This is a genomic window from Piscicoccus intestinalis NBRC 104926, assembly GCF_001515525.1.
GTDB classification, from domain to species: domain Bacteria; phylum Actinomycetota; class Actinomycetes; order Actinomycetales; family Dermatophilaceae; genus Kineosphaera; species Kineosphaera intestinalis.
Map to the genome: position 1 here is coordinate 1 of NZ_BCNQ01000124.1, position 13,570 is coordinate 13,570.

Sequence of the window (13,570 nt, forward strand, 5' to 3'; positions counted from 1 at the left end):
CCGAGGCCGGCGGCCGTCGCGGCACCGCCGCCGGCCTGCAGGAACCGGCGCCGCGAGACGGCCCGGGCGACGATGTCGCCGAAGTACTCGTTCTCGCTGGTGTTGCCGTCGGGGCGGCTGCACGCGTCACCGCACTTGTGGCGGCACGTCATCGCGGTGCGACCGCCCTCGTGCGGGCGGGCCGGCACCAGGGTCAGGCGACGCCGCGACGCGCCGGGGGCACCGGTCTCCATGGGGGAGCCGGTGGCGTCACGGGCGGTGGCGGCGGTGGAGTCACGGGTGGGGTCGGTCAACGAGGGGTTCGACACGGCGGACCTCCGGAGGTGTGCGTCAGGGGCGGACACCGGCAGCCGGTGCCGCAGCGAACCTATTGGCACAGAACGACCCTCGCGTTGAACCGCACCGAACACCCGGCCGACGGGCAGGTGAACGTCCGGGGACGCCCGGTACCGGATCGGACGAGCCGACCGCTAGGAGACCGCCTCCTCGGGGATCGTCGGAATGCCCGCGGTGATGACGCTGCCGTCGTCCCGCGTGGCGCCGGTCAGCGGCTTGAGGCTGACCCGGTCGAGCAGTCGCGGCCCGTGGTCGTCGAGCGAGACGATCCGAGGCTCCTCGCCGAGTTCGAACTCCTGGCCGCGCACGGACAGGGTGAGGGGCGGGCCGCCGAGCAGCGTGAACGTCATCTCCTCCTGGGTGACCTCGACGAGGATGCGGCTCTGGTGACGCTGCAGCCGGAACGCCAGCCGCGGCCACTGGGCGGGGAGCCTGGGGTCGAACGACAGCACCTCACCCTGGTCGCGCAGCCCGCCGAAGCCGTAGACCAGCGCGTTCCACACCCCGCCGGCGGAGGCGATGTGCACGCCGTCGCTGGTGTTGTGGTGCAGGTCGGCCAGGTCGACGTAGAGGCCCTGCAGGAAGTACGCGAGCGCGACGTGGTGATGCCCGACCTCCGAGGCGATGATCGACTGCACCACCGCCGACAGCGTCGAGTCGCCGGTGGTGATCGGGTCGTAGTACTCGAAGTTCGCGCGCTTCTGCTCGGGCGTGAACCGGTCTCCCTGCAGGAACAGCGCGAGCACGACGTCGGCCTGCTTGAGCACCTGGAAGCGGTAGATGACCAGCGGGTGGAAGTGCAGCAGCAGGGGGCGCTGGTTGTCCGGGGTCTGGGTCAGATCCCACATCTCCCGGTCGAGGAAGTGCTCGTCCTGGGGGTGGATGCCCAGCGTCGAGTCGTACGGGATGCGCATGTGCTCGGCGCAGTCCTGCCAGTCGTCGATCTCCTCCTCCTGCAGGTTCAGCCGCGAGGCGAGCGAGCCGTAGGCGGTCGGTTCCTCCTCCTGCATGCGCCGCACCGTGCGCGCGGCGAGCTCGAGGTTGAACCGGGCCATGACGTTCGTGAACAGGTTGTTGTTCACCACCGTCGTGTACTCGTCGGGACCGGTCACGCCGTGGATGTTGAACGTGCGGGTGTTGTTGACGTGCCAGAAGCCCAGGTCGGCCCACATCCGGGCGGTCTCGACGAGGATCTCCGCGCCGTAGCGGCGCATGAAGGCACGGTCTCCGGTCGTCTCGATGTAGCGGTTGAGGGCGAACGCGATGTCGGCGTCGATGTGGTACTGCGCGGTGCCCGCCGCGTAGTAGGCGGAGGCCTCCTCACCGTTGATCGTGCGCCACGGGAACAGCGCCCCGCGCTGCGCCAACTCCCGGGCCCGCTCGCGGGCCGCCTCGAGCATGTTGACGCGAAACCGGATGAGGTTCCGCGCGATCGCGGGGTTCGTGTACGCGAGGAAGGGCACGACGTAGATCTCGGTGTCCCAGAAGTAGTGACCCTCGTACCCGCTGCCGGTCACCCCCTTGGCGGGCACCCCGTGCTGGTCGGAGCGGGCGGCCGCCTGCGCGAGCTGGAAGATGTTCCAGCGCACCGCCTGCTGGATCGCCGGCTGCTCGTCGACCTCGACGTCGCTGCCCTCCCAGTAGGTGGCCAGCCAGCGGGCCTGCTCCTCGTGGTAGTACTGCGCGCCGTCGTTGCGCACGCGGTCCAGCGTGCGTCGGCAGCGGTCGAACAGCTCACGCACCGGCACGCCGCGGGACGTGTGGTAGGCCACCGACTTCGTGATGAAGATCGGCCGGCCCTCCTTGGCGTCGACCCGGAACACCCGCTTGCCGAGGTCCGGCTCGGTGGAGATGAGGTCCTCGTACTCGTTGTCGGTCATGAGGTTGTGGTCGGCGCCGACGGCCAGCGTCATGCCCGACTCCGCACACCGATAGCCGAGGATCATCCGGCGGTCGGAGTGCCAGTGGCCGCGGGGCTCGAGCACGCGCTGGGCGAAGGCCGCCGCCTTGCGCGGGTCGAATCCCTCGCCCATGGCGTCGCGCTTGGTGTGGTACTCGTCGAAGCCGTCCTGCCGGTTGAGGATCTGGCTGGAGATGACGACCGGGGCGTCGCCCTCGAGCATCGTCACCTCGATCGTCATGATCGCCAGGTGCCGCTCGGTGAACGAGACCATGCGGCTCGTGCGCACCTGCACCTTCTTGCCCGAGGGGGTGCGCCAGATGAGGTCGCGGCGCAGGGTGCCGTCGCGAAAGTCGAGGCAGCGCTCGTACTCCTCGAGGTCGGCCGTCGACAACAGCAGCGGTTCGTCGTCGACGTACAGCTTCATGAGTTTGGCGTCCGGCACGTTGACGATCGTCTGGCCCGTCTTGGCGAAGCCGAACGCCGCCTCCGCGTGCCGGATCGGCCACGTTTCATGGAAGCCGTTGATGAACGTGCCGTGCGTGTGCGCGTCGCGACCCTCCGGCGGGTTGGCCCGCATGCCGAGGTAGCCGTTGCCGACGGCGAACAGGGTTTCGTCCACGCCCAGGTTCTTGGTGTCGGGCCAGCACTCGACGAGACGCCACGGGTCGGCCGGAAACCGGTGCCGGTCGACCGGGTCGTAGGCGTTGCCGGCGCGCGCGGCCTTCAGGGCCTCGGAGTCGCCGGTCACGGGAGGAGTTCCTGCAGGTCGTCGACCACGACGTCCGCCCCGGAGGCCTTGAGCGCCTCGGCGCCCGCGCCGCGGTTCACCCCGACGACCAGGCCGAACCCGCCGGCCGCGCCGGCCTGCACGCCCGAGTGCGCGTCTTCGAGCACGACGCACTTCTCGAACGGCACGTCCAGCTGCCGGGCCGCGTGCTGGAACGTGTCCGGAGCCGGTTTGCCGGGCAGCCCCTGCGCTGCGGCCACCTGACCGTCGACGACGACCGGGAAACGCTCGATGATGCCGGCGGCCTCGAGCACCGCGGGCGCGTTCTTCGAGGACGAGACGACCGCGAGCCGCACGTTCGCCGGCAGCGCGTCGAGCAGCGCCAGGGAGCCGGGGTAGGGCTCGACGCCGTCGCGTTCGAGGACCGCGTTGAACGCGTCGTTCTTGCGGTTGCCCAGGCCGCAGACGGTCGATTCCGAGGGCGGGTCGTCGGGGTCGCCGTCGGGTAGCTCGATGCCGCGGGAGGCGAGGAACGAGCGGACGCCGTCGTAGCGCGGCTTGCCGTCGACGTAGTCGAAGTAGTCGGATTCGCGGTAGGGGGCGATCGAGTCGGAATCGTCGCGGGAGTCGAGGTATTCGGTGAACATCTGTTCCCAGGCGCGCATGTGCACGTCGGCCGTGGGCGTCAGCACTCCGTCGAGGTCGAAGAGGGCGGCGTCGTATCGGTTCCAATCCACGGCGCAATGCTACGGAGCCTGTGTCGTGTTACCCCAGAGGGCGAACCGCTCTGTGAACAACACCCGTCCGCCCAGCGGACGGCCGCGCGTCGGCGGGGCGTCTGCGCCGCGACATCCCAGGTCGCCGGCGGGTGTCGTCGCGCCGTCGCCGAACCGGTGTGAAGCCGTCGTCAAGCCCGGTGTGAACACGCCGTGAACACCCCGGGCCAGCGGCTGCGGGCGCGGTCGACCAACTAGGCTCTGGCTCCGGATCGAGTCGCGACAGCGGCCCGGGTCGCACGAGTCTCACGATGGAGGACGGCGATGAGCTCCCACGCCCGCACGATCGGTTCCGCGCTGGAGTCGCTGGTCGCCGCGCCGCTGCCGGTGCGCGTGACCGCGTACGACGGCAGCGCGACCGGCCGCACCGACTCCGGGATCGGGGTGCATCTCGCGTCGTCGCGCGCGCTGCGGTACGTGCTGTCGGCGCCCGGGGATCTCGGGCTGGCGCGGGCGTACCTCGCCGGCGACGCGCGGATCGAGGGGGTGCACCCCGGCGACCCCTACGAGCTGTTCCGGCTGCTCAAGGAGGCGCAGTTCGTGCGGCCGACGCCGCGCCAGGTCGCCGACCTGGTGCGCGGACTGGGCTGGCGCTCGTTCACGCCGCCCCCGCCGCCGGCGATCGAGCTGCTGCCGCGCTGGCGCCGCGCCCTGGAGAGCCTGCGGGAGCCGGCCGGGCGTCGGGCCGCCGCGGTGAAGGCCCACTACGACCTGAACAACGACTTCTACGAGCGCCTGCTCGGACCGTCGATGGCGTACACGTGTGGCGTCTACACCTCGCCGCAGGACACGCTCGAGGCGGCCCAGGACCGCAAGTTCGAACTGGTCTTCCGCAAGCTCGGGCTGCGTCCGGGCATGCGGCTGCTCGACGTCGGCTGCGGCTGGGGCGGCATGATGCGCACGGCCGCGCGGCACGGCGTCGAGGTGACCGGGGTGACGCTGTCGGGGTATCAGGCCGACTGGGTCGAGGCGATGCTCGCTCGGGAAGGGCTGTCCGACCGCACACGGTTGTGGCGGATCGACTACCGCTCGATGCCGCACGAGCAGTTCGACGCGGTCAGCTCGATCGGCATGCTCGAGCACATGGGGGTGCGCAACTACCCGACGTACTTCACCGAGCTGCGGCACCGGCTCAAGCCCGGAGGCCGGCTGCTGACGCACTCGATCACGCGCGCGGACAACTCCGCGACGCACAAGCCCGAGCCGTTCACCGACCGCTACGTCTTTCCCGACGGCGAGCTGGCGGCGCCGTCGGTCGTCATCGGCGCCGCCCACGACGCGGGGCTGGAGCTGGTGAACGAAGAGAACCTGCGGCCCAGCTACCCGCTGACGCTGCAGGGCTGGAACGCCAACCTCGTGCGGCACTGGGACGAGTGTGTCGAGCTCGTGGGCCTGCCGACCGCCAAGGTGTACGGCATCTACCTCGCCGGCTCCCGAGTCGCCTTCGAGCGCAACTGGCTTCAGGTGCACCAGTTCCTCTTCACCCAACCCGACGCCGAGGGCGTCAGCGGCTACCCCTTCCGCCCCGACTGGTAGCACGTGCCCCGACGGCTGCGGGGCCGTGACGTGCCGCCGGCGCTCGTCACGCTGTGATCAGCGGGCGAGGCGACGGCGTGATCAGCGGGCGAGGCGCTCGAGGTGGGCACGCAGGAGCGAGCTGGTGTCGGGCACGAAGGGGCGGGCGGGGTCGTCGAGCCAGGCGAGCACCTCTTGCGGCGGCAGCCAGTCGCCCCAGGCGACCTCCTCGGGCTGCAGCCGGATCGGGCCGTCGTAGACGGTCTCGTAGAGAAACGCCACGTAGTCGGTGTGCGCGTCGGCGTAGTGCGCGACACCGAGCCGGTGCAGCGGCACGCCGTGCACGCCGAGTTCCTCCTCGGCCTCACGCGCCGCGGCGGCGTCCGGGTGCTCGCCGGCGGTGATGACGCCGCCGGCGGCGACGTCGTACATGCCGGGGTAGACGTCCTTGGTGTCGGTGCGGCGGTGCACGAAGATGTCGCCCCGGCCGTTGCGCACGAGCACTCCGGTGGCGGCGTGCCGCAGGTTCTGCGCGCGCACCCGGCTGCGGGGCGCCTGACCCACGACGGTGCCCGCCAGGTCGTACAGGTCGACGATCTCACCCATGTCCGCCTCCTGAGCCCCCGAGTGGCGGATTGCCGTGGGGCGCGCTCCGTTTGCAACGATGTCGCCATGATCGCCGACCACGACCCCGACGAACACCCGCTGGACGAGGCACACGCCAGCGACGAAGAGGTCTCCGACAGATCGACCTCGCGCCGCGCCACCGAGTGGACCGGCATGGCCTCGGCCTACGCCCGGGGCCTGGCCGACGTGTACGCGGGGGTCGTGGGACCCGTACTCGACACCGTGGCCACGATCCTGCCGCTGACCGGCAGCCGGCTGCTCGACGTGGGCTGCGGCACCGGGCGGCTCGTGTCGGAGGCCGTCGCGCGCGGCGCCCAGGTCACCGGCGTCGATCCCGCCCCCGACATGCGCGAGCTGACCCGGGCCGCCGCGCCGGCCGCGCGCGTCGTCGACGGCATGGCCCCGGGGCTGCCCTTCGACGACGACAGCTTCGACCTCGTCACCGCCGACTTCGTGCTCGACCACGCCGGTGACCCGCGCGCCGCGCTGACCGACATCGTGCGCGTCGCGCGCCCCGGCGGCGCCGTCGCGACGACCATCTGGGCTCCCGACACGATGCTCAGCCGCATCTGGGCCCGGGTGGCCGCGGAGTCGCGGGCCCGACCGGTGCATCGGCACCGGCTCCCGGAGCACCTCGATTTCGCCCGGACCGGCACCGGTCTGGCGGGCATGCTCGACATGGCGGGGTTGCGTGACATCGAGGTGCACACGGTGGCGTGGCTGGCCGACACCGAGCCCGAGGGGCTGTGGGCGGCGCCGGCCGCCGGCATCGGCGAACTCGGGCACCTGCTGCGCGACCAGGAGCCGGAGACGGTGCAGCGCGCCAAGGCCGCCTTCGACGGCTGCTACGACGGCAGCGAACGGCTCATCTGCGAGGCGATCCTCGCGGTCGGCGTCAAGCCCTGAGCCGGGGCCGCGCTCAGCGGTCGATGTGCAGGTGGCTCAGCTCGTCGCGCAGACCGAACCCGAGGCGGCGGTAGACGGCGTTGCCGGCCGGGTTCGCGGCCGCGACGTGCAGCAGGGCGGTGTTCCCGGCGGCGTACGCCTCGGCGCAGACGGCGGCGGTCACCGCGCCGCCGTAGCCGTGGTCGCGCAGGTGCGGCGGCACCCACGCCCACGAGATCCGCACGTGCCCGTAGTACGGCGGGTTCGCGGCGGCCATGGCCACCGGCTCTCCGTCGACGTCCCAGACGAGCACGCGACCGTCGGCCAGCGGCTGGTCGATCGTCGCCGTGGGGTCGGGCGGGTCGCCGATGTCGCGGATGAAGTCGCGGGCCCAGCCGCGCACCCACTCGACGTCCGCCTCGCCCGCGGGGCGCACCCGCCCGGGCACCTCGTGCGGCGTGTTGACCGGTCCGTCGAGCACGTAGAGCAGGTCCTGGCGGCCCTGCCGCACGGTGCCGCCGTGGCGGCGGGTCCAGGCGTCGGCGAATCCGCGGGCCGACCCGGTGAACCCGTTGATGCCGGTGATCACCTCGGCGAGGTCGTCCGGCACCGCCTGCGCCAGCGCCGCGCCGACGGCGACCGCGTCGTGGTCGCGGGCGGCGACGACGTACGGCCGGCCGCGGCGGGTGTGCATGCCGAGCCCGGCGATCTCGTCGTCCGAGCGCACCACCCACCACGTCGGCGTCAGGTCCTCGGGCGCACCCAGCCGCCCGATGCGGCCGGTCGCGGTCGCGAGCACGCTGGTGCGGGCCGGGTCGCCGGCCAGCAGGGTTTCGGCGGCCGCGAGGAAGTCGTCGGGGGCCGTGTGTGCGCAGACAGACAAAGGGGACACGCCCCTACCTTCTCAGGACCTGTGGGTTTCGCCAGGGGCGGAGGTCACCCCCCTGCTCGGCGGCCCACCGCCTCACACGTTGTCGGCGCCGGTGTCGTCGGCCTGCGGACCGCCGGTGGTGGTGGCGGTGTCGCCGGCGTCGGACCACACCCAGCCGTTGACCTCCGGGGTGTCGGTGCCGTGCTCACGGGCGTACATGCGCGCCTCGAGCCGGGCGTCGGCCATGCGCTGGTGCAGCCCGGCGGCCTTCGAACCGAGCCCGGGCACGCGGTCGATGACGTCCATGACGAGGTGGTAGCGGTCGAGGTCGTTGAGCATGACCATGTCGAAGGGCGTGGTCGTCGTGCCCTCTTCCTTGTAGCCGCGCACGTGCAGGTTCGCGTGCCCGTGCCGCCGGTAGGTGAGGCGGTGGATGAGCCACGGGTAGCCGTGGTAGGCGAAGATGATCGGCTTGTCGGTCGTGAAGATCGTGTCGAAGTCGCGGTTCGACAGGCCGTGCGGGTGTTCGGTCTCCTCCTGCAGGCGCATGAGGTCGACGACGTTGACGACCCGCACCTTGAGGTCGGGCACGTTCTCGCGCAGCAGCTTGGCGGCGGCGAGCACCTCGATCGTCGGGATGTCGCCGGCGCAGCCGAGCACGACGTCGGGGTCGGTGCCCTCGACCTCGGTGCCGGCCCACTCCCAGATCCCCAGGCCGCGGGCGCAGTGCCGGGTGGCCTCGTCGACGCCGAGCCACGAGGGGCCGGGCTGCTTGCCGGCGACGACGACGTTGACGTACTGCCGGGTGCGCAGGATGTGGTCCCACGTGCTGAGCAGCGTGTTCGTGTCCGGCGGCAGGTACACCCGGATGATGTCGGCCTTCTTGTTGACGACGTGGTCGATGAAGCCCGGGTCCTGGTGGCTGAAGCCGTTGTGGTCCTGGCGCCACACGTGCGAGCTAAGCAGGTAGTTCAGCGACGGGATCGGGCGGCGCCACTCGATGTCGTTGGTCACCTTGAGCCACTTGGCGTGCTGGTTGAACATCGAGTCGACGATGTGGATGAACGCCTCGTAGCTGTTCATGAGGCCGTGCCGACCGGTGAGCAGGTAGCCCTCGAGCCAGCCCTGGCACTGATGCTCGGAGAGCATCTCCATGACCTTGCCGACGCGCGCGATCGCGTCGTCGGTGTCGGTGGGCTCGTAGTCGGCGAGCCACTGCTTGTCGGTCACCTCGTACACGGCCTGGAGCCGGTTGGAGGCGGTCTCGTCGGGCCCGAACAGCCGGAAGTTGTCGGGGTTCAGGCGCAGCACCTCGGTGAGGTACTCGCCGAGCACCCGGGTGGCCTCGCGGATCTGGGAGCCGGGCCGCTCGGTCTCGACGCCGAACTCGCGCCAGTCGGGCAGCCGCAGTTCCTCGGTGAGCAGCCCGCCGTTGGCGTGCGGGTTTGCGCCGAGGCGCAGGTCGCCGCGGGGCGCGAGGGCGGCGATGTCCTCGCGCAGCGCGCCGGCCTCGTCGAAGAGCTCGTGGGGGCGGTAAGACTCCAGCCAGGCCGACAGGTCGTGCAGGTGCTCGTCGGTGTCGCGGGCGTTGGCCAGCGGCACCTGGTGGCTGCGCCAGCTGTTCTCGGTCGGCTTGCCGTCGATCTCCTTGGGGCCGGTCCAGCCCTTGGGGGTGCGGAAGACGATCATCGGCCACCGCGGCCGCTGCGCGTCGTCGGCGCCCGCGGCGGCCGCGTCGGCCTTGATGCGGGCGATGTGGTCGAGCACCTCGTCGAGCAGCTCGGCGAACCGGGCGTGGTACTCGGCCGGCTCCTCGTCGTCGAAACCGGCGGTGAACACGTATGGGGTGTGGCCGTATCCGCGCATGAGCGCGTCGAGTTCGTCGTCGCCGACGCGGGCCAGCACCGTGGGGTTGGCGATCTTGTAGCCGTTGAGGTGCAGCACCGGCAGCACGACGCCGTCGCTGGCGGGGTTGACGAACTTGTTGGAGTGCCAACTGGTGGCCAGCGGGCCGGTCTCGGCCTCACCGTCTCCGACGACGGCGAAGACGAGCAGGTCGGGGTTGTCGAAGGCGGCCCCGTAGGCGTGCGAGAGGGAGTAGCCGAGCTCGCCGCCCTCGTGGATCGAGCCGGGGGTCTCGGGGGCGACGTGGCTGGGGATGCCGCCGGGAAAGCTGAACTGCTTGAACAGCTTTTGCAGGCCGGCGTCGTCCTGGCCGATGTGGTGGTAGTGCTCGGTGTACGTGCCCTCGAGGTAGGTGTTGGCGACGAGACCGGGGCCGCCGTGGCCGGGCCCGGTGATGTAGATCGTCGACTGCTCGCGCTCGGCGATCGACCGGTTGAGGTGGGCGTAGAGGAAATTCAGGCCCGGGGTGGTGCCCCAGTGGCCGAGCAGCCGCGGCTTGATGTGCTCGCGCTGCAGCGGCACCCGCAGCATCGGGTTGTCGAGCAGGTAGATCTGGCCGACCGACAGGTAGTTGGCCGCGCGCCACCAGCTGTGGATGCGGTCGAGGTCGTCGTGCGTGAGCGGCTGCGCGTCGGTCTGCGAACGCGTCTGCCAGGGTGTCGCTGCCATCCTGCGGTCCCTTCGGGGAGTCTGAACTGCTCTCTGGTGCCGTGCGCGGACGTCGTTGTCGTACCCATCGAGGCGCCGGGCATGTACGCGGGCGCCGTCATCCGACGGGGGGCTGTTTGCCGGAGCCGGTGCAGCCGGCGGTTCAGATGTACAGGGCCGTCAGATCGACCGGGGGCACGTCGTTCAGATCGTACGGCGTGCCCTGGTACACGGAGTGATTGAGCCAGTTGGCGTAGAGCAGGAACGCGTGCGAACGCCACGTCACGCGCGGCGCCCGCGAGGGGTCGTCGCCGGGAAAGTACTTGCGCGGCACCTCGATCGGGAGGTTTCGGGCGACGTCGCGGTCGTACTCCAGCTTGAGGGTGTCGCGTTCGTACTCGGGGTGGCCGGTGACGTAGAAGTCGCGGTTGTCGGTGCTGCCGACGAGGTAGACGCCCGCCTCCGGGGAGGTCGACAGCAGCTTGAGCTCGGGCACGGCGAGGATGTCGTCGGCGCGGATCTCGGTGTGGCGGCTGTGCGGGGCGGGGAAGACCTCGTCGAAGCCGGAGAGGATCTTCGTCGTCGGGTCGAGCACCTCATGCTCGAAGACGCCGAACATCTTCTTCTCCAGCGGGTACTTCGGCACGCCGTAACGGCGGTACAAGGCCGCCTGGGCGCCCCAACAGATGTTCATCGTCGAGTAGACGTGCTCGCGGCTCCAGTCGAGCAGTTCGACGAGTTCGCCCCAGTAGTCGACCTTCTCGAACGGCAGCTGCTCGACGGGGGCGCCGGTGATGACGAGGCCGTCGAAGCGCTGGTCGCGCACGCAGTCGAACGTCGAGTAGAAGGCGGACAGGTGCTCCGGCGGGGTGTTGCGCGAGGAGTGGCTGCCCATGTGCAGCAGCGTCACCTCGATCTGGATCGGGGTGTTGCCCAGCAGCCGCAGCAGGTGCGTCTCGGTGGCGATCTTCGTCGGCATGAGGTTGAGGATCGCCAGTCGCAGCGGCCGGATGTCCTGGTGCTCGGCGCGCTCGCTGGACATGACGAAGACGTTCTCGTCCTCCAGCACGCCGCGCGCGGGCAGCTCCCGCGGGATGTTGACCGGCACCTGCCGCCTCCTGATGAGTCCGCTGGTCGGATGAACCCGCAGGAGGGTACCTGTTGATCACGTTCGGGCGCTGGGGAAGACCGCGTTGCGATACGCCGCGGCGGCCTCGAGGCGGAGCCGGTCGCGGCTGCTTTCGGTGACGACGTTGATGGCGTGCGCCAGGCGCGGCCGCGGATCGAGGCCGGGGGCCCGCAGCAGGTCGCCGACGGCGTCCGCGGCGCGGGCGACGACGAGCAGGTCGAGCACGTCGGCGGGCAGGTCCTGCACCGAGCCGTCCCGCGGGAGGATCAGCTCGATGAGGTCGCGGCGCCGACGTCGCAGCTCGGGCACGTCGACGAGGGCGTAGCTGGTGCGCCCGAGGCGACCGAACCGGCTCCGGTCGACGGTGACGAGGCCGAGGCCGACGAGGTGTTCGGCCTCGTCGAACCAGGGGGTGCGCAGCAGCGGATCGAGCACGAAGCGGGCGGCGACGCCGTCGAGATCGCGCGGCTGGTCGGCCTGCAGCGTGTCGTGCCATCCGCGCAGCGGCGGCGGGCAGCGGCAGTCGGCGATCGCGCGTAGCCGGGCGTGTTCGTCGCGGCCCACCCAGCGGATCTCGCCCGCCCGCTCGATCGTGCGAATCGCGGCCATCGCCATGCCGAAGCGCACCGACGGAGTCGGCCGCGTGATCGGGTGCGGCCCCGCCGTGAGCAGCCAGAACCGGTCGACGAGGGACAGGTCCTCCCACGGCCACGGCATCTGCCCAGGGTAGGTCGGAGGCGGTGCCACGACGCCGGCGTTGCTTCGCGCCGGCCCGCCATCCTCGGATGATTCGGCGCTACCTCACTGCGTTGCGGTACCGCATGGTCGCCTCGAGGCGGCGCCAGGCCCGGCTGCCCTGGGTGGCGAATTCGATGGCGCGAAGCACGGCCGGCGCCGGGTACAGGCCGGGCACCCGCAACAGATCGCTGACGGCATCCGCTGCCCGCGCAACGACGAACAGGTCGAGCACGTCGGCGGGTAGATCCTTCACGGAGCCGTCGGGTGGAGCCACCAGGTGGACCAGTTCGCGCCTGCGGGACTGCAGTTCGTCGACGTCGATGACTGCGTAGTGATCCCGCCCCAGCGGGGCGAGTCGGCTGCGTTCGATGGCGACCAGGCCCCGGCTCGCGAGCTGTTCGGCCTCCTGATCCCAGGTCGAGGAGACCAGCGGAGCGAGCGTGTAGGTCGCCGGGATGCCGTCGAGGTCGGGTGGCTCGGCCGACTGCAGCGCGGCATGCCAGGTGCGTAGCGGTTCGGGGCAGCGGCAGTCGGAGATGGTGCGCAGCACCGGGTCGTCGTCGGGGCCGATCCAGCGGATCTCCCCGGCGTTCTCGATGGCCCGGATGGCGGCCATGGCCAGCCCGAGTCGGGCCGAGTACGAGGGGCCGGCGACCGGGTGCGGCCCCGCCGTGAGCAGCCAGAACCGGTCGACGAGGGACAGGTCTTCCCACGGCCACGGCATCTGCCCAGGGTAGGTCGCGGACCGGTGCGCCCAGCGAAGCCGGCGGGCTCACATGGGCGCCGGGCGGCAGGGCATCTTCTTGGCGACGTTGGGTCCGGGCTCGAGCAGCTGCAGCTTCCAACCGAGTTGGTGCTTGACGGTGGCCAACACGCGGTAGTCGTCGGAGGTCAGGCGGTGGTCGCCGAGGATCGCGTCGATGCGCCGCGGGGAGTCGGGGGAGTACAGCACGTAGGCCGAGCGCACCCGTTCGCACGACTCGAGACCGAGGGCGTGCCGGGCGGCGTCGGCGCTGCCGGGGTAGCCGCCGATGAGCCAGGAGCTACCGACCGGGTGCGCGCCCAGCTGGTAGATGTAGCCGGCCGAGGCGCCGGTCGTGTCGAGCACGTCGTGACCGGAGGCCTTCGCGCCGTCGCGCAGGAGGGCCGCGGTCGCGGCGGCGTCGTCGGCGGTGAGGTCGAGGGTGTTGCCGTCGGTGTCGATCGTCGCGGCGGCGCGACTGCCGTCCGGCGCGGGGTAGCGGTAGTAGGTGTCGCGGGCCGCCAGTCCCACGCCGGCAACGAGCACGAGCGCGGCGAGCGCGGCGCCGATGGCGCGGGCGGACTGCTTCGGCCGCCCGTGCGGGAGCCCGATCGCGAGCAGCAGCGCGGCGATCCACAGCGGGGCCGCGCGACCGGGCGCCGCCCACAGATTGCCGTTTGTGCCGAACGAATAGCACAACGGCAGGGTGACGAGCGCGGGCAGCAACACCGCCGTGCGCGGGTCCACGGCCCGCGTCGGCTCGGCCGC

11 protein-coding genes and 1 pseudogene are annotated in these 13,570 nt (G+C 71.3%); 2 read left to right on the forward strand and 10 right to left on the reverse strand.

The features are described 5' to 3' along the window. The 3 genes and pseudogenes from PINTE_RS16440 to PINTE_RS16450 all read right to left on the reverse strand — a co-directional run. A pseudogene (locus tag PINTE_RS16440) lies at positions 1 to 293 on the reverse strand (hypothetical protein); the annotation flags it as partial. A 177-nt stretch (positions 294 to 470) separates the two neighbouring features. Beyond that, the gene (locus PINTE_RS16445) at positions 471 to 2,987 is read right to left on the reverse strand and encodes a glycoside hydrolase family 65 protein (RefSeq protein ID WP_084343710.1); all 2,517 of its coding nucleotides are present in this window, start codon (positions 2,985 to 2,987) and stop codon (positions 471 to 473) included. Continuing rightward, positions 2,984 to 3,703: an HAD family hydrolase gene (locus tag PINTE_RS16450; RefSeq protein ID WP_068432952.1), complete on the reverse strand. Its 720-nt coding sequence runs from the start codon at positions 3,701 to 3,703 to the stop codon at positions 2,984 to 2,986. Before PINTE_RS16450 ends, PINTE_RS16445 begins: the two co-directional genes overlap by 4 nt. A 303-nt stretch (positions 3,704 to 4,006) precedes the next feature. Between PINTE_RS16450 and PINTE_RS16455 the strand changes: the two genes are divergently transcribed. Beyond that, on the forward strand, positions 4,007 to 5,278 hold the full coding sequence (locus PINTE_RS16455) for a class I SAM-dependent methyltransferase (protein WP_068432954.1): 1,272 nt from the start codon (positions 4,007 to 4,009) through the stop codon (positions 5,276 to 5,278). Positions 5,279 to 5,359: 81 nt separating this feature from the next. Here PINTE_RS16455 and PINTE_RS16460 read toward each other — a convergent pair whose 3' ends face one another. Next, entirely contained in the window at positions 5,360 to 5,863 is a 504-nt protein-coding gene (locus tag PINTE_RS16460) for an NUDIX hydrolase (protein ID WP_068432956.1), read from the reverse strand. Between the two features lie 66 nt (positions 5,864 to 5,929). Here PINTE_RS16460 and PINTE_RS16465 point away from each other — a divergent pair, with 66 nt between their 5' ends. Then, positions 5,930 to 6,790 carry a class I SAM-dependent methyltransferase gene (locus tag PINTE_RS16465; protein ID WP_068432958.1) on the forward strand — a complete coding sequence of 287 codons (861 nt, stop codon included), beginning with the start codon at positions 5,930 to 5,932 and terminating at the stop codon, positions 6,788 to 6,790. Between the two features lie 13 nt (positions 6,791 to 6,803). Here the strand turns inward: PINTE_RS16465 and PINTE_RS16470 are convergent, their stop codons facing one another. From PINTE_RS16470 to PINTE_RS16495, 6 genes are all read right to left on the reverse strand, one after another. Further along, positions 6,804 to 7,661: a GNAT family N-acetyltransferase gene (locus PINTE_RS16470; RefSeq protein ID WP_157087315.1), complete on the reverse strand. Its 858-nt coding sequence runs from the start codon at positions 7,659 to 7,661 to the stop codon at positions 6,804 to 6,806. Positions 7,662 to 7,733: 72 nt separating this feature from the next. Then, a complete protein-coding gene (locus tag PINTE_RS16475) occupies positions 7,734 to 10,214 on the reverse strand; it encodes a phosphoketolase family protein (RefSeq protein WP_068432962.1) in 2,481 nt (826 codons plus the stop codon). A gap of 142 nt (positions 10,215 to 10,356) precedes the next feature. Continuing rightward, positions 10,357 to 11,301, reverse strand: coding sequence for a homoserine O-acetyltransferase MetA (gene metA / locus PINTE_RS16480; protein ID WP_068432964.1), 945 nt, complete (start codon positions 11,299 to 11,301; stop codon positions 10,357 to 10,359). Positions 11,302 to 11,358: 57 nt separating this feature from the next. After that, positions 11,359 to 12,039: a hypothetical protein gene (locus tag PINTE_RS16485; protein ID WP_068432967.1), complete on the reverse strand. Its 681-nt coding sequence runs from the start codon at positions 12,037 to 12,039 to the stop codon at positions 11,359 to 11,361. Between the two features lie 79 nt (positions 12,040 to 12,118). Continuing rightward, a complete protein-coding gene (locus PINTE_RS16490) occupies positions 12,119 to 12,784 on the reverse strand; it encodes a hypothetical protein (RefSeq protein ID WP_068432969.1) in 666 nt (221 codons plus the stop codon). A gap of 48 nt (positions 12,785 to 12,832) precedes the next feature. After that, positions 12,833 to 13,570 (reverse strand): hypothetical protein (locus PINTE_RS16495; RefSeq protein WP_217996622.1); only part of this gene is annotated, 738 nt, incomplete at its 5' end.